Source organism: Xanthobacter wiegelii (assembly GCF_043193855.2).
GTDB classification, from domain to species: Bacteria; Pseudomonadota; Alphaproteobacteria; order Rhizobiales; family Xanthobacteraceae; genus Xanthobacter; species Xanthobacter flavus_A.
In genome coordinates, this window is sequence record NZ_JBAFUY020000002.1 from 171,072 (window position 1) to 191,224 (window position 20,153).

17 protein-coding genes and 6 pseudogenes are annotated in these 20,153 nt (G+C 65.6%); 11 read left to right on the forward strand and 12 right to left on the reverse strand.

Translation table 11 applies throughout. The annotated features are described in order from the left end of the window. Positions 1-178: 178 nt before the first annotated feature. Positions 179-535, reverse strand: a complete 357-nt coding sequence (locus tag V5F63_RS25475; RefSeq protein ID WP_509210846.1) for a transposase — start codon at positions 533-535, stop codon at positions 179-181. Between V5F63_RS25475 and tnpA (V5F63_RS25480) the strand changes: the two genes are divergently transcribed. The 4 genes and pseudogenes from tnpA (V5F63_RS25480) to V5F63_RS25495 all read left to right on the forward strand — a co-directional run. Then, complete coding sequence (tnpA, locus tag V5F63_RS25480; protein ID WP_394103225.1) at positions 536-976, forward strand: IS66-like element accessory protein TnpA; 441 nt, start codon at positions 536-538, stop codon at positions 974-976. Next, positions 973-1,329, forward strand: coding sequence for an IS66 family insertion sequence element accessory protein TnpB (gene tnpB, locus V5F63_RS25485; RefSeq protein WP_394103224.1), 357 nt, complete (start codon positions 973-975; stop codon positions 1,327-1,329). Before tnpA (V5F63_RS25480) ends, tnpB (V5F63_RS25485) begins: the two co-directional genes overlap by 4 nt. A gap of 42 nt (positions 1,330-1,371) precedes the next feature. Further along, entirely contained in the window at positions 1,372-2,904 is a 1,533-nt protein-coding gene (gene tnpC, locus V5F63_RS25490) for an IS66 family transposase (protein ID WP_509210847.1), read from the forward strand. Between the two features lie 15 nt (positions 2,905-2,919). Further along, positions 2,920-3,957: pseudogene (locus V5F63_RS25495) on the forward strand (ISL3 family transposase); the annotation flags it as partial. 46 nt (positions 3,958-4,003) lie between these two features. Here the strand turns inward: V5F63_RS25495 and V5F63_RS25500 are convergent. The 4 genes and pseudogenes from V5F63_RS25500 to V5F63_RS25515 form a co-directional block, all read right to left on the reverse strand. Then, a pseudogene (locus V5F63_RS25500) lies at positions 4,004-4,135 on the reverse strand (YqaA family protein); the annotation flags it as partial. Positions 4,136-4,225: 90 nt separating this feature from the next. Further along, positions 4,226-6,127, reverse strand: coding sequence for a heavy metal translocating P-type ATPase (locus V5F63_RS25505; RefSeq protein WP_509210848.1), 1,902 nt, complete (start codon positions 6,125-6,127; stop codon positions 4,226-4,228). Between the two features lie 49 nt (positions 6,128-6,176). Continuing rightward, positions 6,177-7,403, reverse strand: coding sequence for a nickel/cobalt efflux transporter (locus tag V5F63_RS25510; protein WP_509210849.1), 1,227 nt, complete (start codon positions 7,401-7,403; stop codon positions 6,177-6,179). A 7-nt stretch (positions 7,404-7,410) separates the two neighbouring features. Further along, on the reverse strand, positions 7,411-7,692 hold the full coding sequence (locus V5F63_RS25515; protein ID WP_394072527.1) for a metal-sensing transcriptional repressor: 282 nt from the start codon (positions 7,690-7,692) through the stop codon (positions 7,411-7,413). Positions 7,693-7,796: 104 nt separating this feature from the next. On the opposite strand from V5F63_RS25515, the gene V5F63_RS25520 reads away from it, so the two are divergent. The 3 genes from V5F63_RS25520 to V5F63_RS25530 all read left to right on the forward strand — a co-directional run bounded on the left by V5F63_RS25520 (position 7,797) and on the right by V5F63_RS25530 (position 9,650). Next, a complete protein-coding gene (locus V5F63_RS25520; protein ID WP_394072525.1) occupies positions 7,797-8,186 on the forward strand; it encodes a hypothetical protein in 390 nt (129 codons plus the stop codon). Positions 8,187-8,301: 115 nt separating this feature from the next. After that, on the forward strand, positions 8,302-8,970 hold the full coding sequence (locus V5F63_RS25525) for a HupE/UreJ family protein (protein WP_394103212.1): 669 nt from the start codon (positions 8,302-8,304) through the stop codon (positions 8,968-8,970). A gap of 23 nt (positions 8,971-8,993) precedes the next feature. Then, positions 8,994-9,650: a transmembrane anchor protein gene (locus tag V5F63_RS25530; RefSeq protein WP_394103208.1), complete on the forward strand. Its 657-nt coding sequence runs from the start codon at positions 8,994-8,996 to the stop codon at positions 9,648-9,650. A 244-nt stretch (positions 9,651-9,894) separates the two neighbouring features. Here the strand turns inward: V5F63_RS25530 and V5F63_RS25535 are convergent, their stop codons facing one another. Together V5F63_RS25535 and V5F63_RS25540 are read right to left on the reverse strand one after the other, a co-directional pair. After that, on the reverse strand, positions 9,895-11,040 hold the full coding sequence (locus V5F63_RS25535; RefSeq protein ID WP_394103219.1) for a nucleotidyl transferase AbiEii/AbiGii toxin family protein: 1,146 nt from the start codon (positions 11,038-11,040) through the stop codon (positions 9,895-9,897). Continuing rightward, the gene (locus V5F63_RS25540; RefSeq protein ID WP_394103220.1) at positions 11,021-11,764 is read right to left on the reverse strand and encodes a DUF6088 family protein; all 744 of its coding nucleotides are present in this window, start codon (positions 11,762-11,764) and stop codon (positions 11,021-11,023) included. Before V5F63_RS25540 ends, V5F63_RS25535 begins: the two co-directional genes overlap by 20 nt. Positions 11,765-12,049: 285 nt before the next feature. Here V5F63_RS25540 and tnpA (V5F63_RS25545) point away from each other — a divergent pair, with 285 nt between their 5' ends. From tnpA (V5F63_RS25545) to tnpC (V5F63_RS25555), 3 genes and pseudogenes are all read left to right on the forward strand, one after another. After that, on the forward strand, positions 12,050-12,574 hold the full coding sequence (gene tnpA, locus V5F63_RS25545; protein WP_509210858.1) for an IS66-like element accessory protein TnpA: 525 nt from the start codon (positions 12,050-12,052) through the stop codon (positions 12,572-12,574). Next, positions 12,460-12,768 carry an IS66 family insertion sequence element accessory protein TnpB gene (tnpB, locus tag V5F63_RS25550; RefSeq protein WP_509210850.1) on the forward strand — a complete coding sequence of 103 codons (309 nt, stop codon included), beginning with the start codon at positions 12,460-12,462 and terminating at the stop codon, positions 12,766-12,768. Before tnpA (V5F63_RS25545) ends, tnpB (V5F63_RS25550) begins: the two co-directional genes overlap by 115 nt. Before the next feature lie 42 nt (positions 12,769-12,810). Then, a pseudogene (tnpC, locus tag V5F63_RS25555) lies at positions 12,811-14,344 on the forward strand (IS66 family transposase). Positions 14,345-14,428: 84 nt separating this feature from the next. Here tnpC (V5F63_RS25555) and V5F63_RS25560 read toward each other — a convergent pair. Further along, positions 14,429-14,596, reverse strand: a pseudogene (locus V5F63_RS25560) (transposase domain-containing protein); the annotation flags it as partial. Between the two features lie 92 nt (positions 14,597-14,688). Between V5F63_RS25560 and V5F63_RS25565 the strand changes: the two are divergent. Further along, positions 14,689-16,638, forward strand: a complete 1,950-nt coding sequence (locus V5F63_RS25565) for a sigma-54-dependent Fis family transcriptional regulator (RefSeq protein WP_394103215.1) — start codon at positions 14,689-14,691, stop codon at positions 16,636-16,638. A 138-nt stretch (positions 16,639-16,776) separates the two neighbouring features. On the opposite strand, the pseudogene V5F63_RS25570 reads toward V5F63_RS25565, so the two are convergent. The 4 genes and pseudogenes from V5F63_RS25570 to V5F63_RS25585 form a co-directional block, all read right to left on the reverse strand. Further along, positions 16,777-17,226 (reverse strand): annotated as a pseudogene (locus V5F63_RS25570) (IS66 family transposase); the annotation flags it as partial. Between the two features lie 102 nt (positions 17,227-17,328). Further along, positions 17,329-18,168, reverse strand: a complete 840-nt coding sequence (istB, locus tag V5F63_RS25575) for an IS21-like element helper ATPase IstB (protein WP_394103213.1) — start codon at positions 18,166-18,168, stop codon at positions 17,329-17,331. Continuing rightward, positions 18,165-19,676 (reverse strand): IS21 family transposase, encoded by a 1,512-nt coding sequence (istA, locus tag V5F63_RS25580; protein ID WP_425590893.1) that lies wholly within the window; start codon positions 19,674-19,676, stop codon positions 18,165-18,167. The genes istB and istA overlap by 4 nt, the downstream gene beginning before the upstream one ends. Before the next feature lie 237 nt (positions 19,677-19,913). Next, positions 19,914-20,144, reverse strand: a pseudogene (locus tag V5F63_RS25585) (transposase); the annotation flags it as partial. Positions 20,145-20,153: the final 9 nt, after the last annotated feature.

Sequence of the window (20,153 nt, forward strand, 5' to 3'; positions counted from 1 at the left end):
GAAGCGGTCCCCGGCTGGTTTTCGCTGTCGATGGCCGCGTTCCCCGCCCTATAGCCTCAATTCCGAAGCCATTTTCCGCCTTTGCGGCCACGGCGGACGGACTCCGAGTGTAGTTTCTTGATGTTGCGGGCGGAGCAGTGCAGGCTCCATTCGCCCTTGGTCTCCTGCTCGCCGCGCGTCATGAAGCGGTCCAGCGGTCCGCGCTCTGGGTCTCCTTCATCTGTCCGAACACCGGTTCCACGGTCTGGCCGCGCAGGCGGTAAAGCGCCCGGCCCCGTTTGGTCAACAGCTTGCGCTCCATCCGGTCACGGACGCTCATGTCCGCAGGACACCGCCCCCGTGGAGGCGGAGCATCACGCATCGCCTTGCGCTGCTTCCAGTCTTTGGTGGTGGCGATCAGGTATTCGCACTCCGCCGTCTGCACGGCCGCGTTGGGAATGTCCCGGTCGATGTTGAAAAGTGAGCGGTGCCCTGACCCCACCTTTCGCGGGCGAGGTTGAGGGGGTGATGTTCCGAGCCTGGAGGGCTTGGGCATATGACGATTTCAGAGCTTACGCTTAAATCGAGCGCCGAGGAGCCGGTCCGGCGGTTCGAGGTTTTCACCGGAGCGGGGCGCCGCCGGGAGTGGGCTGCCGAGGACAAGGCGCGGATTGTCGCCGAGAGCCTCGAGCCAGGGGCCACGGTGAGTGCCGTGGCGCGGCGCCATGCCTTGTCGCCGCAGCAGTTGTTCACGTGGCGCCGTGAGGCGCGCAAGGCGAGCGAGATGATCCCGGCGTTCGTGCCAGCTATGGTCGCGCCGGAACCGGCTCCCGCATCTGAGCCGTCCGCCCCACCGTCACGGCCGAAGCGGCGTGGTCGGCAACGTCGCGCGGCAGCCATCGAGGTCGATGTCGGCGGGGTCCGGGTGACGATTGAGAACGGAGCTTCGCCGGCCACCATCGCGGCGGTGATCGGCGCGCTGAAGGCCGGGTCGTGATCGGCCCGAGCGGTGCGGTCCGCGTCATGGTGGCGACGCGGCCGGTGGACTTCCGCAAAGGGGCGGAGGGGCTCGCCGCCTTGGTGCGTGAGACCATGGGCGCCGATCCGTTCTCCGGCACGGTGTACGTCTTCCGGGCCAAGCGCGCCGACCGGGTGAAGCTGGTGTTCTGGGACGGCACCGGAGTGGTGCTGGTGGCGAAGCGGCTGGAGGACGGTGCGTTCCGCTGGCCCAAGGTAGAGGACGGCATCCTGCAGCTGACATCGGCCCAGCTCCAGGCCTTGCTCGAGGGGCTCGACTGGCGGCGGGTGCATGAGGCGCAGCGCACGACGACACCGGTCGCCGCCAGCTGAAGAGGCTCGCCGGCGCCCGGCGAATATGATTCACTTCCGATCATGGCTTCGCTCTCCACCGAGCTTCCCCGCGATCCCGAGACGCTCCAGGCGATGCTGATCGCGCGGGACGCGGAGATCGAGCGCCTGCGCCAGATCATCAAGGAATTGCAGCGCCATCGCTTCGGCCGGCGGGCGGAGAGCCTCCCCGAGGACCAGTTGCTGTTGGCCCTGGAAGAGGCGGAGCAGGTCGAAGCCGCCGGCTTCGCCGCGTCCGAGGAGAAGGCGCCGGCCGAGAAGGCCGGACGGGTCGCCAAGCGCCGTGCGAACCGCGGGGCGCTGCCCGCCCATTTGCCGCGGATCGAAACCGTGGTCGATATCGAGAGCGACATCTGCCCGTGCTGTTCCGCCAAGCTGCACCGCATCGGCGAGGACGTGGCCGAGCGGCTCGACATGGTGCCCGCCCAGTTCCGCGTCCTGGTGGTGCGGCGGCCGAAATATGCCTGCCGCTCCTGCGCGGATGTGGTGGTGCAGGCCCCGGCGCCGGCACGGCTGATTGAGGGCGGACTGCCGACCGAGGCAACCGTCGCCCATGTGCTCGTCTCCAAATATGCCGACCATCTACCCCTGTATCGCCAGGCCCAGATCTACGGGCGCCAGGGCATCGCGCTCGACCGCTCGACGCTGGCGGACTGGATCGGACGCGCGGCCTTCCTGCTGCGGCCTGTCCATGAGCGGCTGCTGGCGGTGCTGAGGAGCTCGCCCAAGCTGTTCGCCGACGAGACCACGGCGCCGGTACTGGATCCCGGCCGCGGCCGGACCAAGACCGGGCAGCTCTTCGCCTATGCCCGTGACGACCGGCCCTGGGGCGGCGCCGATCCTCCCGCCGTCGCCTATGTCTATGCCCCCGACCGCAAGGGCGAGCGGCCCGTCGCCCACCTCGACGGCTTCAGCGGCATCCTGCAGGTCGATGGCTATGGCGGGTACAAAAAGTTGGCCGGACGCAACGCCGTGAACCTGGCGTTCTGCTGGGCGCATGTGCGGCGTCGCTTCTACGAGCTCGCTCAGGCCGGCCCTGCACCCATCGCCAGCGAGGCCCTGCAGCGCATCGCCGAGCTCTATCACGTCGAGACTGCAATCCGGGGCCGGACCCCGGATGAGCGCCGGGCCGCACGCCGGGAGAAGAGCAGGCCGATCATCAACGCCCTCGAGCCATGGCTCCGGGCGAAACTGGCTCTGATCAGCCAGAAGACCAAGCTGGCCGAGGCGATCCGCTATGCGCTCTCGCGCTGGCAGGGGCTGACCCTGTTCCTCGACGACGGCCGCGTCGAGTTGGACAACAACATCGTCGAGCGCTCCATCCGACCCCTGGCCCTGACACGGAAGAATGCGCTCTTCGCCGGCTCCGACGGCGGCGCCAAGCACTGGGCCGTCATCGCTTCGCTGGTCGAGACCTGCAAGCTCAACAGCATCGACCCCCTGGCCTACCTCGCGGACGTCATCACCCGCATCGTCAACGGCCATCCCAACAGCCGCATCGACGACCTCATGCCATGGGCCCACCCGGCACAGCCCGCCCTGAGCAACGTGGCCTGAGGACGACGCTTACCCATCATCTGCGACCTTGAGCGCCGCAGGACCATAGCTCTCTTGCCCGACCGGGAGCCCGCGACAGCGCAAGCGTGGCTCACCAACCAGCAGCAGATCACCATCGTTGCTCGCGACCGCGGCGGGGGCTATGCCACAGCGGCAGCCAAGGCGCTGCCGATGGCCATGCAGGTGGCTGACCGCTGGCACCTCATGGAGAATGCCAGCCGCGCTTTTCTTGACGCGGTGCGCAAGTCCATGCGCCAAGTGCGAGCCGCGATCGGCGCCGCGACAATCAACCCCGATCTGCTCACGGCCGCCGAGCGGCTTCAGTATGAGGGATATCTTCGCCGGGAAGACGCAAACGCGGTCATCCTCAGCTTGGCCAAGGGCGGGATTCCGATCAAGGAGATCGTGCGCCGCACCGGGCACAGCCGTGGCCTTATTCGTCGGATCCTGCGCGGTGAGCGCACAGATGTCTTCCGCTTACGGGAAAGTTCGCTCGAACTGTACCTGCCGTGGCTCGAGGACAAGTGGGCAGCCGGCGAACGTAATGGCGCGGGGCTGTGGCGACACCTCAAGCGCCAAGGCTTCCGCGGCTGCCTTCGGGTCGTCACCGAGTGGGTGGCACGTCGTCGCCGCGCCGAACGAATGGACGGTGATGCACTCAGCCGTACGCCCTCGGCGCGCACCATTGCGCGCCTCATGACCATCAGCCGCGACCGCTTGTCCAAATCCGAGAGCATTACGATCGCGGCGATTGAGGACGGCGTGCCACCCCTCGTTGAGGCGCGGACGACCATCGCCATCTTCCAGGCCATGATCCGCAAGAAGATTGTCGCAGACTTGGAGCCATGGCTGGAGCGGGCCAAACCAAGTCTCGTCGCATCGTTCGCCAACGGCGTTGTCAAGGATAGGGCGGCCGTGGTTGCCGCCATCACCTCACCCTGGTCCAACGGCCAAACCGAAGGCCAGATCACCAAGCTCAAACTCGTCAAGCGCCAGATGTACGGCAGAGGAAAGCTCGACCTCCTCCAGGCCCGCCTGATCGGGGCCCCTTAGCTTTTCACCACCAAAACTGCGTCAGACCCAGGTTTCCACGCCGATTGACAATCAGCAGCCACGGCGAATAATCCGCAAGCAGCAACCCGACCAGAACCGCTTCCGACTGCATCGGCAGGATGGTCGCGGCGGCAAGCGCTGCCATGAACAGGCCGGCATAGACGGCGAGATCGGCCATCACTCTGGTCCTGTCGAGTTGCTGCACTTGACCGGGATGAGGGTGCCGTAGCGACGAGCATGCTCAACGGCGAAAGGCCACAACGCATTGTCAAACGTCACGGATGCGAATGCGCAGCAATTTTGCTGAATTCAGGAATACCAGGATATCAGGACCCAAGTGCAACATGGCGGCCTCGATGGGGCCAATCCAGCCCATCAGCGCCGCGGTAATGCCCAAGACATGCACAACACCGACGCCAACGAAGAGGTTCTCTTGAATTGTCCGGTAAGCGCGTCGAGCAATCGCGCGGGCGCTGACAATTTTTGTGAGATCATCCTGCATCAATGCAATGTCGGCGGCCTCCAGCGCCGCCTGCGTGCCGCCGCCGCCCATCGCAATGCCGACATCGGCGCGTGCCAGCGCCGGCGCGTCGTTGATGCCGTCGCCGACCATCGCCACGCGATGGCCCTGCTTTTGCAGTTCGGCGATGGCGGCGACCTTGTCCTGCGGCATCAAATCGGCACGCACTTCATCCACGCCGAGTTCCTTAGCGATGGTCCGCGCCGTGGCCTCATTGTCGCCTGTCAACATCACCATGCGCTTGACCCCGGTCGCGCGGAGTCGTGCCAGCGCTTCGCGCGCACCGGGCCGCAATGTGTCCGCAATGAAAATCACACCCGCGAACCTGCCATCGATCGCGACGTGAACCGGCGTCTGTCCGCCATTCTCGATCGCATCGGAAAGCCGCACACCGCTCTCGCGCAACAAGGATGCATTCCCGACCAGCACGGTGCGGCCGGAGACCGTCGCCTTCACACCGCGCGCCTGCAACTGCTCATAGTGCTCCGGTTCCGGGACGTCGATTTTCATCCGGGTGGCGTAGTTGACGACTGCCTTTGCCAAGGGGTGGGCCGAGCGCCGATCAGCGGCGGCGGCAAGGCTGATCAGATCAGCTTCCGCAAGTGTGCCGTCCTGCATCTTCACGCCGACGACCTCGGGCTTGTTCGCCGTCAGGGTGCCTGTCTTGTCGAACACCAGGACGTCGACCTTGGCCAACGACTCCAGATAGATGCCTCCTTTGACCAGAATTCCGCTGCGTGCGGCCCGCGCAATGGCTGCGATGATCACCAGCGGGGTCGCCAATCCGAGTTCGGCAGGCGATGTAAAAATCAGCAGAGTGACGATCATCCGGATGTCGCGAGTATAAAGATAAACCGCAACGAGGAAGATCAGCACGACCGGAATCAGCCATGACGCGACCTTGTCCGCCAGTTTCTGGACGGGTGCCTGTTCCGCTTCGGCATTCTCGACCAGACTGATGATGCGGGCAAAGGTGGTGTCGGCACCGACCTTCTCGGTCTCGATGTCCAAAGCGCCGGATTCGACGATGGTCCCCGCAAAGACATCGGCACCGTCGCTTTTGTCCTTCGGAATGCTCTCGCCCGTGATCGACGCTTCGTTGACCGAAGCCGCTCCGCCGACGACGGTGCCGTCGACCGGGATCTTCTCGCCGGCCCGCACCAAGACAACGTCGCCTGCGCGCAGTTTCTCGATCGGGACAATGCGTTCGCCGCGCGCGTCTCTCACAAGCGCAACCTGCGGCACGGAGCCGATCAGGTCTTTGATAGAGGCTCGCGCGCGATCCATATTCAGATCGGCGATGAACTCGGCGATCAGAATGATCACCATGAGGACCGCGCCGGCGACGGTCTCGCCTCCGATCAGCGCGACCACCGTGGCGATGGTGACGAATATCTCGGTGCCGATCTTGCGCTCATTTACGAGGTCAACGACGCCGGTCTTGACAAGCGGATACAAGCCGATGGCAACGGCCACCCACAAGGCTTGTATCGGAATGAGCTGCCGCCAATACAGCAACGCCATCAGGCCGGTAAAGACGATGCGCGCGACCTCGAACCAACGCTCGCGCGTCATCAGCGATCGCCAGCCCTGTGGAACCGCCATGGGCGCCGGTGCAACGCTTTCGGCGCCTGATATCTCGGACATCATGATCGGCTCGCTATCTCGGATTGCGGTCTTGGCTTGAAACGTGAGCGCATCAGGCCCCGGCGGCGGATAGTCCCGCCCAACCGTGGTATCCGACGTAGAGGCCGACCGCGATGATGAGGAGGCTGGAGAAATAGGGGGCCCGCCGGGCGAAGGTCGAGAACCACGACCAGCGCTTGGTCGCGTGGCGGACGCTCAGCGCCGCAGCCGCGCCGACCGTCACCAGCGTGATCGCCAGACCGATCGAGAAGCACAGCACCAGCGCGAAGCCCAGGGTGAACTCCTTGAGTTGAAGGCAGAGCAGCAGGACGGTGATCGCCGCCGGGCATGGGATCAGGCCGCCGGTCAGCCCGAACATGATGATCTGCCAGGTGGTGACGTCGCGGTCGGCAAACTGGCGGCGGATGTCGTTGGCGTGCGCCAGCTCGTGCGCGTCTTGATAGCCGTCGGTCGCCACCTCGAGCCCGCGCAGTTCCTCGTGCATGTGGTCGTGGCCCTGTCCCTCGACGAAGGACAGGTCGTAGTCGTGGGTGTGGCCGCCATGGCCGAGGCTGACCCGCGCCATGAACTCATGCGGCTCGGGAATCTCGTCGACGGATTCGAGATAGCCGCCACGGTCGACGAAGGTGAAGGCCCGCCGTGCGCCGTCCGGCCGCTCGGTGACGACGGTCACGTCACCGGCCGTCCAGGCGTGACCGCGCTCGGTGCGGATGCGCCAGCGCGGCGGCACGCCATCCTCGAACACCTCGACCGCGACGACGCCATGGCCAGTGTCGATGCGGCGGATATCCTCCCCATGGGCATGACCGCCATGGCCATGGCCATGATCGTGCCCATGATGACCCTCATGGGCGTGGCTATCATCATGATCTCCATGTGGGTGAGGATGATCGTGCCCATGGCCGTGATCGCCGGCTGCGGCCTTGGCCCGCTGCTGATCCTGCCACGTGCGCCAGAGCATCCACAGCGCGATCGCGATGATGATCGCTGCCGAGGCGAGCTGGAAATACGGCTCGAACGTCTCGGCATCGACACCCCGCCAGAGATACATGCCGCCGAGCGCGATGCCCCACACGACGAGGGTGTGCGACGCCGTCGCCGCCAGGCCGAGCAGCACGGCCTGCGTCACGGTTCCACGGACGGCGACGATGAAGGCCGCCATCATCGTCTTGGAATGGCCGGGCTCCAGCCCGTGCAGCGCACCGAGCAGGATCGCGCTCGGGATGAACAGCCAGGCGTGGCCGGAACTCTGTTGGATCAGCTCGGCGCAGGACGGCATCGGGGACTCACAGGTACTTGGTGATTTCCTTGAACTCGTCGATCGAGCGGCGCTGCTCGCGCGCCAGCGGGCCGACGACGTCTTCAAGGCAATGGTCGAGATGGTCCTGGATCAGCGTCCGCTTGGCCTGACAGACTGCCTTCTCGACCGCATGAAGCTGCTGGGCGATATCGAGGCAGGGTCTGCCGGCCTCGATCATTTCGATGATGCCCTTGAGGTGCCCATCGGCGCGCTTCAGCCGCTTGACGATCTCGGGGTGGGTTTCGTGGACGTGAAGGGTTTCGTTCATGGGCTTGATACTATCCCCCTGGAGAGGATATCACAAGACACTGGCCAGGAGATGATTCCGGCCTGACAACGATTCGTTAAGATTTGAGTGAATAGTCGTTGAGCATGCCGAACTGGGCCTACAGCGCAGCCTTTCGCTTCGTCATCGCCGTCGCGATGACGATCGGCATGCTGTTGTCCCCAATGGGCAGCTCCGCCTCGCACAATCCGGTCGCGCTTGCGTCCGCCGAAGCAGCCCGTCATGCTGAATTGGCAGCGCAGATCGAAGCACACGACCACAGCCATGACGACGGCGAAGCCGACGAGCAGAGCCCTGGCCATTCCCACGGCCACAATCCAGCCGATCATACCCATGAGACAGCGAGCATGCTTTCCGGCATCGCACAGCCGGCTCCCTCGATAGGTCGGAGTTGGCTGGCTTACCCGCCGTCGTTTGCCGATCTGGAAACCCGTTTCCGGCTTGAACGCCCTCCGAGACCGATCCTCCTCGCATGATCGCGGCCGCGCACGCGGCCACCCTCAAACGACGACGATAGGAATTCTCATGCAAGGACCCTTCTACGAGGGCCCGCCACGCACGCCTTGCGCGCGCTGGCGGCTCGCCCTTCCCATGCTCATCGCTCTCCTGACCCTGCCGCTGCTCGGCGGGGCGGCCTTCGCCCATGCCGTGGCCGAAGGCGACAAGGGCTACATCCAGGAGATCACCGGCATCAACCTGCTGCCCTTCATCTATCTCGGCGCCAAGCACATGGTGACGGGATACGACCACATCCTGTTCCTGTTCGGCGTGATCTTCTTCCTCTACAAGATGAAGCACATCGGCATCTATGTGAGCCTGTTCGCGCTCGGCCACTCCACGACCATGCTGCTCGGCGTCTATTTCAACGTCGGGATTAACAGCTACATCATCGATGCGATCATCGGCCTGTCGGTGGTCTACAAGGCGCTCGACAATATGGGCGCCTTCCAGCGCTGGCTCGGCTTCCAGCCGAACACCAAGATCGCCACCCTGATCTTCGGCTTCTTCCACGGCTTCGGCCTGTCGACCAAGATCATCGAATACAACATCTCGCCCGACGGTCTCGTGCCGAACCTTCTCGCCTTCAATGTCGGCGTGGAAATCGGCCAGCTCCTGGCGCTCGCCGCCATCCTGATCGTCATGGGCTACTGGCGCCGAACCGACAGCTTCTGGCGCCATGCCTACACTGCCAACACCGTCATGATGACCGCCGGGTTCGTGCTGATCGGCTATCAGCTCACCGGCTGGGTCGTCTCCTGAACATCCGAAAAAGGATTCCTCCCATGTACAACACCGATATTCCGACCCGCGCCGAGCTGCCGACGTCGAAACAGCTTCTCCGCTCCACCATCATCGCCATCGTCGCGGCGGCGGCGATCCTCGTCACCATCGTTCTGCCGGCCGAATATGCGATCGATCCGACCGGCATCGGCCGCGCGCTCGGCCTGGCCGAGATGGGCGAGATCAAGACCCAGCTCGCCGACGAGGCGGAACGGGACCGTGCCGCTCGCCAGCAGGGAGAAATCCCGGCTGTGCTGCCGACGCCCGATCAGCGCTCCGGTCTGGCCGGCAGGATCTTCGCCGAGCTGGTGATCGGTTCGGCTGTGGCGCAGACCGCGCCGGCCGGCCGATCCGACGAGATGACCATCACGCTGAAGCCGGGCGAAGGCACCGAGGTCAAGCTGGTGATGATTCAGGGCGCCCGCGTCAACTTCGCCTGGACCGTCACCGGAGGCGTCGTGAACTTCGACCTCCATGGCGACGGTGGTGGTCAGCAGATCAGCTACGAGAAGGGCCGCGCGGTGCCGGGCGCTGAAGGCGTGCTGGAGGCTGTCTTCGACGGCAATCATGGCTGGTTCTGGCGAAACCGCGGCCGCGCCGACGTTACGTTGACGCTGCGTACCAATGGCGACTACGCGGAGATCAAGCGGGCGCTTTGACCAAGCCCCTCATGGCCGACTTTCGACGATGAAGCGAGGCGGCCTGCTCACCGAGCAGGCCGCCTGACGGAACAAACTCGCTGGCCGAGGCATTCGTTCACGAGGCTGTCGGCCTCACCGAGGAGGATTCGTCCAGCCTCCGTCAGACAGACCTTCTACGAGGGCTCGCGCGCGACGGCTGTGTTCTCGTCCGGGGCGAGCGGCGCGAGCCGCCAACATTGCGCGCCGCTTTGCCTGAAGATCTTCATGGCCGAGTCGGATCCTGATGATCGAAAGGGGCCGCTTGATCGGTAGTGGTTGGTGCAGCGTTGAGGTGCCGCTCGAGCGCCTCGATGCTCGCCATCACATCGTCGAAGGCAGGCGGTGTTCCGAAGATCATGGCGGACATGCGGTCATAATCTACCGCAAGCCTCTTGCGCATGTCTGCCGTCGGAGCGAGCCGGAAGCTGCCAGGCACGGCCCGATCGTATCGATGGTCCGGCGCGCGAAACATCAGCTCCTTATGTCGTCGGCAGGCTTCGGCGAGGTCGAGCATGGATGCGGTCGCGGCGCCATAGTCAGAGTGGGTCCAGATCTGGTGGACGTCATAGTAGTGCCGTGAGTATCGATTGAGATCGGGCACCTTCCGCTCCGGGTTTGCTTCGAGACCGCGCTTCTCGCTCATCTCCGTCATCGCGTGGAGGATCAGGACCTTTTCCCAGAAAGTCCGTTCCGGCTTGACCGTCGTTACGCCATGGACCGTGAGATCGAGTCCTGGTCTCATTTCCGATGCGATGTAGGGGACGATCTCCCGTGGTTCGGCGGGAAGGGGATCGGGACGCGCGCCACCTTCGATCCGCACCGCTGCCTCGACATAGCCGCCACTGGTATCGAACACGCTCTTGTAGCCGACGACCAGGATGTCGAGCGCTTCCCTTTTTCGGTAGGCGTCATAGCCGAAGCCGAGAGAAAAATGGCCGCTTTGGCCGGCTCCTTGTTCGACGGCAGTGATTTCCCTGGCCAGCAGGTCCTTGAGTGGGCCTGAAATATACTGCCGCGCGGCCTCGTCGACCTGTTCGGCCAAGGTCTTCTGTTGCTGCGTCACGGAGGGGAGGGCCGCGATGTCCGCCTCAAGCGGCACCTTCAGATCGGCCTTGTAGATGCCGATATCGATATCTTCGGAGAAACGCCGGATTAGCCCGTATGCCTTGCTGAGGCTGGTACCACCCTTGAAATAGAGTCCGATGGGGTCGGCCGGCCGCCGGTTAAACAGGAAGTCCAACACCCAGCAGACATAGAGGTCCTTCTCGATATTCTCGGCTCGCGTTTCTAGGTCGGCCGCGGCGCTCGAGAACAGCGTCCGTCGCTCATCGACGGTGGAGCGGAGGATTTCAATGAACGTCTGATGCATGTTCCCCCGTGGAATTCTCTTGCTCCGACGGACCGCCGTCGCGATCTGCCGCGAGCAGGGCGCTGGTTATGCTGTCCACCAATGGGTACATCCAGGCCGGGACCGCGCTGATGTTTCCGCGCAGGTCCTGGACGATCATCTGGCGATTGGGATTCCGTTCCAGGTGGCGAACGATGCCATTCACGGCGGTATCGAGGCTGGATTTCTCGTCCCGAAACCAGCTGAGTGCCTGGATCACGCGCATGGCCGGCCGGCCGGCCCAGAAGGCCGTCTTTGCCGAGATGCGCTTGAAATCCAGTCTGTAGATGACCGGCTTCGTGGCGTGCGGATCACCGGCATTGGCCTCGATCTCGATCGTCCGAGGGTAGGTGTCGGCATAGATCGTCGAGCGCGCGGGAGTGGCCGTGGTGAGGCCGAGGTCATTGGCGGCGGTCAGGCCGTCGACGAGCACGCGCAGCTTGTCGCGCCGGGCGATCGCATCGATGAAGGAGGCGCGCGGCGGAAACACCATCTTGCCGGTCAACTTGCTCGTGCCTGGCTTGTCGTAGAGACCACGATAGGGACGACGGATATCGCCTCGGAGCGCAAGCCTCTGCAGGGCCTTCTCGACGGCGTTGGGGGTTCCGATGTCGAGGAAATCCGCGCGCGACCAGACGCCCGAAGGCGCTGCCTCGGCGATGCGATCATGGATGCGATCGAGCGTGTCGGATGTCGGATCAGGCATCATTGCCCCGGCGTTCTGACCGCAAAGTATATACAAACTTTGGTCAGTAGCAACGTGGCTGCCGGTCCTGACCAGAATTTATATCGAAACTTTGGTCAGTTGCGCCCCACTACCATCTAGGTTTCCAAGCGGTACTGCGTAAGCGTCGTCCCGGGGGCACCTTCATAGGTTGGGCGTGAGAGCGCAGTCTGACGATCCTGCATGGAGGATCGTTTTGTGTCTGGGCTTGACCATAGACTTGAGCCGGAGATTGAGGTCCGGCGCTTCGAAGTGATCAACGGGGCGATGGGGCGCCGGCGCTGGACGGCGGACGAGCGGGCACGGATCCTGGAAGAGACGCTCGTTCCCGGCGCCGTGGTCTCGGCGGTTGCCCGCCGCCACGGCCTGACACCGCAACAGCTGTTCACCTGGCGCCGCGAGGCGCGGAGGACGGCGGAGACGGTGCCGGCGTTTGTGCCGGCGGTGGTCGCGCCGGAGGTTGGTCCGGCATCGGAGCCTTCGGCCACACGGTCACGGCCGAAGCGGCGCACTCGGCAACGCCGCGCGGCAGCCATCGAGGTCGACGTCGGCGGGGTCAGGGTGACGATCGAGAACGGGGCCTCGCCGGCCACCATCGCGGCGGTCATCGGCGCGCTGAAGGCCGGGTCGAGATCGGCCCGAGCGGTGCGGTCCGCGTCATGGTGGCGACGCGGCCGGTGGATTTCCGCAAGGGGGCGGAGGGCCTCGCGGCACTGGTGCGTGAGACCATGGGCGCCGATCCGTTCTCCGGCACGGTGTACGTCTTCCGGGCCAAGCGCGCCGACCGGGTGAAGCTGGTGTTCTGGGACGGCACCGGAGTGGTGCTGGTGGCGAAGCGGCTGGAGGACGGTGCGTTCCGCTGGCCCAAGGTAGAGGACGGCATCCTGCAGCTGACATCGGCCCAGCTCCAGGCCTTGCTCGAGGGGCTCGACTGGCGGCGGGTGCATGAGGCGCAGCGCACGACGACACCGGTCGCCGCCAGCTGAAGAGGCTCGCCGGCGCCCGGCGAATATGATTCACTTCCGATCATGGCTTCGCTCTCCACCGAGCTTCCCCGCGATCCCGAGACGCTCCAGGCGATGCTGATCGCGCGGGACGCGGAGATCGAGCGCCTGCGCCAGATCATCAAGGAATTGCAGCGCCATCGCTTCGGCCGGCGGGCGGAGAGCCTCCCCGAGGACCAGTTGCTGTTGGCCCTGGAAGAGGCGGAGCAGGTCGAAGCCGCCGGCTTCGCCGCGTCCGAGGAGAAGGCGCCGGCCGAGAAGGCCGGACGGGTCGCCAAGCGCCGTGCGAACCGCGGGGCGCTGCCCGCCCATTTGCCGCGGATCGAAACCGTGGTCGATATCGAGAGCGACATCTGCCCGTGCTGTTCCGCCAAGCTGCACCGCATCGGCGAGGACGTGGCCGAGCGGCTCGACATGGTGCCCGCCCAGTTCCGCGTCCTGGTGGTGCGGCGGCCGAAATATGCCTGCCGCTCCTGCGCGGATGTGGTGGTGCAGGCCCCGGCGCCGGCACGGCTGATTGAGGGCGGACTGCCGACCGAGGCAACCGTCGCCCATGTGCTCGTCTCCAAATATGCCGACCATCTACCCCTGTATCGCCAGGCCCAGATCTACGGGCGCCAGGGCATCGCGCTCGACCGCTCGACGCTGGCGGACTGGATCGGACGCGCGGCCTTCCTGCTGCGGCCTGTCCATGAGCGGCTGCTGGCGGTGCTGAGGAGCTCGCCCAAGCTGTTCGCCGACGAGACCACGGCGCCGGTACTGGATCCCGGCCGCGGCCGGACCAAGACCGGGCAGCTCTTCGCCTATGCCCGTGACGACCGGCCCTGGGGCGGCGCCGATCCTCCCGCCGTCGCCTATGTCTATGCCCCCGACCGCAAGGGCGAGCGGCCCGTCGCCCACCTCGACGGCTTCAGCGGCATCCTGCAGGTCGATGGCTATGGCGGGTACAAAAAGTTGGCCGGACGCAACGCCGTGAACCTGGCGTTCTGCTGGGCGCATGTGCGGCGTCGCTTCTACGAGCTCGCTCAGGCCGGCCCTGCACCCATCGCCAGCGAGGCCCTGCAGCGCATCGCCGAGCTCTATCACGTCGAGACTGCAATCCGGGGCCGGACCCCGGATGAGCGCCGGGCCGCACGCCGGGAGAAGAGCAGGCCGATCATCAACGCCCTCGAGCCATGGCTCGAGGGCGAAACTGGCTCTGATCAGCCAGAAGACCAAGCTGGCCGAGGCGATCCGCTATGCGCTCTCGCGCTGGCAGGGGCTGACCCTGTTCCTCGACGACGGCCGCGTCGAGTTGGACAACAACATCGTCGAGCGCTCCATCCGACCCCTGGCCCTGACACGGAAGAATGCGCTCTTCGCCGGCTCCGACGGCGGCGCCAAGCACTGGGCCGTCATCGCTTCGCTGGTCGAGACCTGCAAGCTCAACAGCATCGACCCTCAGGCCTACCTCGCGGACGTCATCACCCGCATCGTCAACGGACATCCCAACAGCCGCATCGACGACCTCATGCCATGGGCCCACCCGGCACAGCCCGCCCTGAGCAACGTGGCCTGAGGACGACGCTTACTCTCATGCTCAACAGGCAGAACCTGGGGTCAGGGCACCGCTTACCCCGTAATCCTCCGGTGAGGGACACGGTCAGGCAGCTTTGAGCTTGTCGGCGGAGCTGGGTTGCCAGTTCCAAGGCAGGAGATCGGAGAGCCGGTTCTGCGGGGTGTCGGCGATGCGGGCGAGGACGTCGGCGAGCCAGGCCTGCGGATCGATGTCGTTGAGGCGGGCGGTGCCGATCAAACTGTACATGTAAGCGTCGGGACCCTGCGCCGGCCGGCCGCGGCCGCCGGTTTGAACAAAACCAAGAAGAAGATCGCGGCGGTTCGGCTAAGAATTGGGAGGAACTGATGATTCCGGCCTCGATCGTCCCGGAGATTGCGCCGACTTCGGAGGTGGACATCCGCTCGACCATCCGCGCTTGGGAGGACTTCCTTTCCGGAAAGGAGGAAGATCTCCTGAAAGTCCGCCGGGTGGTGAGTCGCTCATGGCGGCGGTCGCTAGCGGCCGGCGTGGACCCGTCCATGATGCGGGCGCCGCGGCCGGCCGAGAGCGACGCGCTCTGGCGCCAGCGCCGTTGCGCGCGCCTGCTGGTGGAAGCCAGCCGCCCCATCTTCGGCCGGCTCGATCCGCTGCTCAACAACACCCAGAGCATCCTGCTCCTGGCCGATGCCCGCGGACTGGTGCTGGACCTCATCGGCGATCCCCATACCCGCGAGCTCGGCCGCGAGGCGCATATCGATTCCGGCGCCACCTGGAGCGAGGGCAACAGCGGCACCAATGCCATCGGCACCGCGCTCGCCGACAACGTGCCGGTGCAGATCCACGCCAGCGAGCATTTCTGCGCGGCGGTGAAGAGCTGGACCTGCGCCGCCGCCCCGGTCCACGATCCCCTGGACGGGGAGCTGATGGGCATCTTCGACATATCGGGGCCGAGGGGAACGGTGCATCCCCTTTGTCTCGCCCTGGCCATGTCCGCGGCGGGGGAGGCCCGCGCCGTCCTCGCCCAAAGATATGCCCTTGAGGAATATCATCTCTCCGCATGGCTGGAGGGCCGCATGGCGCTGTCGGGCGCCGACGCGGTGGTGCTGCTGGACCGCAAGGGGCGCTTCGTGCGCGCCCTCGGGCCCACGACGAGGGTGCGGGAGCTGATGCGCCGCGTCGGCCAGGACGGCGCGCCCACGCGGCAGGCCAAGCTGCTGGAGCCCCAGGGTGGCGCCTTCCGCGCGCCCTTCTGGGCCCCCGGCGTGGAGATGGAGACCCTGGAGGACGGCGGCGACTGCCTCGGCGCCATGCTCGTCCTTCCCGCCGACGGCGGGGGCGCCCGCGCGTCCCGGCCGTCGCCCGCCGCCGCGACGCCGGACCGCAGCGATCCGTTCTGGCAGATCGCCGGGCGGTCCGCGGCCATGCAGCCGGTGGTGGCGCGGGCCCGGCAGATCGCGCGCATCGCCGCCCCGGTGCTGATCCTCGGCGAGACCGGAACCGGCAAGGAGGTCATGGCGCGCGCCATCCACGCCGCGTCGCCTCAGGCCAGGGGGCCGTTCGTCGCCGTCAACTGCGCCACCCTCAGCCGCGAGCTGGCGGCCAGCGAGCTGTTCGGCTACGCCCCGGGCGCCTTTACCGGCGCGCGGTGGGAGGGGCGCGCCGGCTTCTTCGAGCTGGCCGACCAGGGCACGCTGTTCCTGGACCAGCTTGGCGACATGCCGCTCGACGTGCAGGGCCATTTCCTGCGGGTGCTGGAGCAGGGCAGCGTCCAGCGGGTGGGCGGCGGCGACGAGAGGACCGTCGGCGTGCGGGTGATCGCAGCCACCAACGTGCAGCTCAAGGCGGCGGTGGATGCCGCCAGCTTCCGCGCCGGTCTGTTCTTCCGGCTCAATGTCGGTCAGATCACGCTCATCCCCCTGCGCGAGCGCCGCAACGATTTGCCCGAGCTGGCGGAAGCCCTCCTGGAGCGCATCCGGCTGCGCTACCACATGCCCGGGCTTGCGCTCGACGCGCCGATCATTGCGGCCTTCCGGGCCTATGACTGGCCCGGCAACATCCGCGAGCTGGCCAACGTGCTGGAGGGCATGGCCGCCCTGTCCGAGGGGGAGGAGCTGACCATCGACCTGCTGCCGCCGGCGCTCGCGGAGGCGGCGGGCGCCCGCGCCGACAACCTCAGCACCCTGCGCATGAGCGAGCGGGAGCTGATCCTGCGCTGCCTGGGGGACAATAGCGGCAACCGGACGCAGACCGCCCGGCAGCTGGGCGTCGCCAAGAGCACGCTCTACGACAAGATGAAGCTCTACCGCATCAGCTGACCCGCAGGCGACCGCCGTGCCCGTCGCCACCGACAGTGGGCACGATAGGGCTGAGGGACAGGGCGCGGACCGTATTGCACCGCCGTGGCCAGGCAGGTTTTGACCGAGACCGACACTTACTCATCGTAAGCGTCGTCCTCAGGCCACGTTGCTCAGGGCGGGCTGTGCCGGGTGGGCCCATGGCATGAGGTCGTCGATGCGGCTGTTGGGATGGCCGTTGACGATGCGAGTGATGACGTCCGCGAGGTAGGCCAGGGGGTCGATGCTGTTGAGCTTGCAGGTCTCGACCAGCGAAGCGATGACGGCCCAGTGCTTGGCGCCGCCGTCGGAGCCGGCGAAGAGCGCATTCTTCCGTGTCAGGGCCAGGGGTCGGATGGAGCGCTCGACGATGTTGTTGTCCAACTCGACGCGGCCGTCGTCGAGGAACAGGGTCAGCCCCTGCCAGCGCGAGAGCGCATAGCGGATCGCCTCGGCCAGCTTGGTCTTCTGGCTGATCAGAGCCAGTTTCGCCCGGAGCCATGGCTCGAGGGCGTTGATGATCGGCCTGCTCTTCTCCCGGCGTGCGGCCCGGCGCTCATCCGGGGTCCGGCTATGGCGCGACAATCTGCGTGAGAAAATGCGTCAATCAGGATGAGAAACTGTGACCGCAACGGGAACGATGTTGTTCGGTCTGATTGTCGCTGACAAGCGCTAAGTTTCGTTTTGATTGTCGGGCAGCGACACGGCTTCGAGATCGTTGATTGTCGCGTAGCTCTGCGGCCGTCCGGCGCCTTTTTTCTTGCGTTCGAGTGCGGCACGACGGCGGTAGCTGTCGACGTTGATTTCGAAGATCGTGGCGTGATGGACGAGGCGATCAACTGCGGCCAGCGTCATGGCGGGATCCGGGAAGACCTTGCCCCAGGCCCCGAATGGCTGATTGGCGGTGATCAGGGTGGAGCGGCGTTCGTATCGGGCGCTGATCAACTCGAACAGGACGGAGGTCTCCGCCTGATCCTTGCTGACATAGGCGAGGTCATCGAGGATCAGCAGATCGAATCGATCCAGTCTGGCGATGGCCGCCTCCAATGCCAGTTCGCGCCGCGCCACCTGAAGTCTCTGCACCAGGTCGGACGTGCGGGTGAACAGCACGCGCCAGCCGTTTTCCACCAGCGCCAGACCGACGGCGGAGGCCAGATGCGTCTTGCCGCCGCCAGGTCCGCCGATAAGAATCAGATTGGCGCCTTTGTCGATCCAGCTGTCACCGGCACAGATCGCCCTCACGTGCGCCTTGGAGATCATCGGCACCACGTCGAAGTCGAAGCTGTCGAGGGTCTTTCCCGGCAGCAACTGGGCCTCGGCAAGATGGCGTGCCAAGCGGCGGCGGTCGCGTTCGGCGATCTCGTGTTCGGCGAGGGCCGCGAGGAAGCGTGCGGCAGGCCAGCCCTCCTTGTCCGCCCGTTCGGCAAAATCCGGCCAATTCTGCTTGATTGCGGGCAGGCGGAGATCGTTGAGCATCAGCATGAGTCGGGCCCGGTCGATGTTGTGGGTCATGCTGCTTCTCCGATGTCGGTGCCAAGCAGGGCCTCATAGGCGATCAGCGGCATGAGATGGACAACGACCTCGGGCAGCGAGGCGGGATCTGGCGCGAAGCGGGTGCGCAGGGCGGCGATGTCGGGCAGTCGAACCGCCGCGAGATCGTCGGTAAGCTGCGCTGCGAGATCCGCCTCGCAGCCGCGGTCATGGGCGAGTGCCAGAAGATCCACCATCAGGCGGCACGCCGCTTTGTCCGGGAGTTGTTCGAGCAGCCGGTCGAAGGTCAGGCGATAGGCGTCGCGGGGGAACAACTGGTCACGGTAGACGAGATTGAGCAGCGCCATCGGCTTGCGCCGCAGGGCATGGATCACATGGCGATAGTCGACGACATGGGCGTGCTTGCCGGTGGTGGCGGCGCGACCGCGCGCCAGCGTCATCAGCAAGGTGGCGCCGATGAACAATTCGAGGCGATCATCATACAGCCGGACCCGCAGGCGATGGCCGATCAACCGTGACGGCACCGTGTAGAAAACCTTCTTGAGCGTGAATCCGCCCGAGGAGGTGACGGTGACGATCGTCTCCTCATGGGCGCAGGTCCGGTGGCCGGGCAGCTGTTGCAGAACAATTCGCTCGGCGGCGATACGCTTGGCGTGATGGGCGTTCTTGCGGCTGACGATCTCGTCGATGAAGAGGCGATAGCCAGCGAGATCGACGAAGTCGCGGGTGCCGCGCATCAGCAGCGCATCCTCCACCGCCTTCTTGAGATGGCCGTGCGGACCTTCGATCGACCCGTTCTCATGCGCGACACCGCGGTTGTTGCGGGTCGGTTCCATCCCGTAATGTAGGCACAGCGCGTCATAGCGCCGGGTCAGGTCCTCGCGCGCGTCGCTGTCGAGGTTGCGAAACGCCGCCGAGAGGCTGTCGGAGCGATGCTCGTGCGGCGCACCACCCAGGGCCCACAGCGCATTCTGCAATCCTTCCGCCAGCGCCACATAGCTTTCGCCGCCGAGAATGACATGGGCATGCGCGAAACCGGAGTAGGCGAGGCGGAAATGATAGAGCCGATGGTCAAGCCGAACGCCTGCGATGGTCACGGCCAGATCGGCCATGTCGGTGAAATCCGACAGTCCCATCCGGCCGGGCTCATGGATTTGGCGGAAAATCACCTCCTGGTTCGCACCATGCAGGGCCCGCCACGAGCGGATCCGGCGCTCCAGCGTGCGCCGCGTGCCGTCGGGCAGGTCGGGATGGCGCCTTTGCATCTCTTCAAAGATGGCCACCGCGCGCAACTCCGGCGCCGCGGACAGCATCGGCACCACCTCGGCGTCGAAGAACGAGACGAGAGGATCAGGGCGCCGACGCCCGCGTGGCTCCGCCTTGGCCGAGGGCGGTCGGTGATCCTGCTCGAAGCGATAGGCGGTGGCTGTGCTGATCGACGCCTTCGCGGCCGAGACCGCGGGGCCGTCTGTCTGTCGGAATGTCATGTAGAGCCTCATCTGGTGATCGGTGACATGGCGGCCGGGCAATGGCGGATCCCTTCACGAAGAGATCCATCCAATCCTCCAGCCGGTCACGATCAACAGTCGGCCCGCGCTCCCGGCGGGAGCTCAGGCCAAGTCTTCTGACGCTTGCGCCTCCGGTCGGGCTACGCCCTCCCTGCGCCGCAAGCGTCAGAAGACTTTCTCACCTTGATTGTCGCGCGTTCTCATGCTGATTGCCGCGTCGCACAAGGCTCACGAACCCTCAGTTCCCGACTCAGAACTCTATGAAGGATAGCAGTACCTTGCGACGCGCCTTGTGAGGATACGGAGATTTGCGACGAAGATCCGCGCCTCAGCACTGGCGATGGTTTTTTCGTAGTCCTTGGCGAGCCTTCGGCAGCGTCCGAGCCATGCGAAGGTGCGATCAACGACCCAGCGCCGCGGCAAAACCTCGAAGCCGGTGGCGCGATCGGAGCGCTTGATGATCTGAAGGGTCCATTGGCCGACCTTGGTCGTAAGCGT

Excerpts from the sequence above, each read along its gene's own strand:
- V5F63_RS25475 (WP_509210846.1), bottom strand. The coding sequence starts at position 535 with ATGCCCAAGCCCTCCAGGCTCGGAACATCACCCCCTCAACCTCGCCCG.
- tnpA (WP_394103225.1), top strand. The coding sequence starts at position 536 with ATGACGATTTCAGAGCTTACGCTTAAATCGAGCGCCGAGGAGCCGGTC.
- tnpC (WP_509210847.1), top strand. The coding sequence starts at position 1,372 with ATGGCTTCGCTCTCCACCGAGCTTCCCCGCGATCCCGAGACGCTCCAG.
- V5F63_RS25505 (WP_509210848.1), bottom strand. The coding sequence starts at position 6,127 with ATGATGTCCGAGATATCAGGCGCCGAAAGCGTTGCACCGGCGCCCATG.
- V5F63_RS25510 (WP_509210849.1), bottom strand. The coding sequence starts at position 7,403 with ATGCCGTCCTGCGCCGAGCTGATCCAACAGAGTTCCGGCCACGCCTGG.
- V5F63_RS25515 (WP_394072527.1), bottom strand. The coding sequence starts at position 7,692 with ATGAACGAAACCCTTCACGTCCACGAAACCCACCCCGAGATCGTCAAG.
- V5F63_RS25520 (WP_394072525.1), top strand. The coding sequence starts at position 7,797 with ATGCCGAACTGGGCCTACAGCGCAGCCTTTCGCTTCGTCATCGCCGTC.
- V5F63_RS25525 (WP_394103212.1), top strand. The coding sequence starts at position 8,302 with ATGCTCATCGCTCTCCTGACCCTGCCGCTGCTCGGCGGGGCGGCCTTC.
- V5F63_RS25530 (WP_394103208.1), top strand. The coding sequence starts at position 8,994 with ATGTACAACACCGATATTCCGACCCGCGCCGAGCTGCCGACGTCGAAA.
- V5F63_RS25535 (WP_394103219.1), bottom strand. The coding sequence starts at position 11,040 with ATGCATCAGACGTTCATTGAAATCCTCCGCTCCACCGTCGATGAGCGA.
- V5F63_RS25540 (WP_394103220.1), bottom strand. The coding sequence starts at position 11,764 with ATGCCTGATCCGACATCCGACACGCTCGATCGCATCCATGATCGCATC.
- tnpA (WP_509210858.1), top strand. The coding sequence starts at position 12,050 with ATGGGGCGCCGGCGCTGGACGGCGGACGAGCGGGCACGGATCCTGGAA.
- V5F63_RS25565 (WP_394103215.1), top strand. The coding sequence starts at position 14,689 with ATGATTCCGGCCTCGATCGTCCCGGAGATTGCGCCGACTTCGGAGGTG.
- istB (WP_394103213.1), bottom strand. The coding sequence starts at position 18,168 with ATGACCCACAACATCGACCGGGCCCGACTCATGCTGATGCTCAACGAT.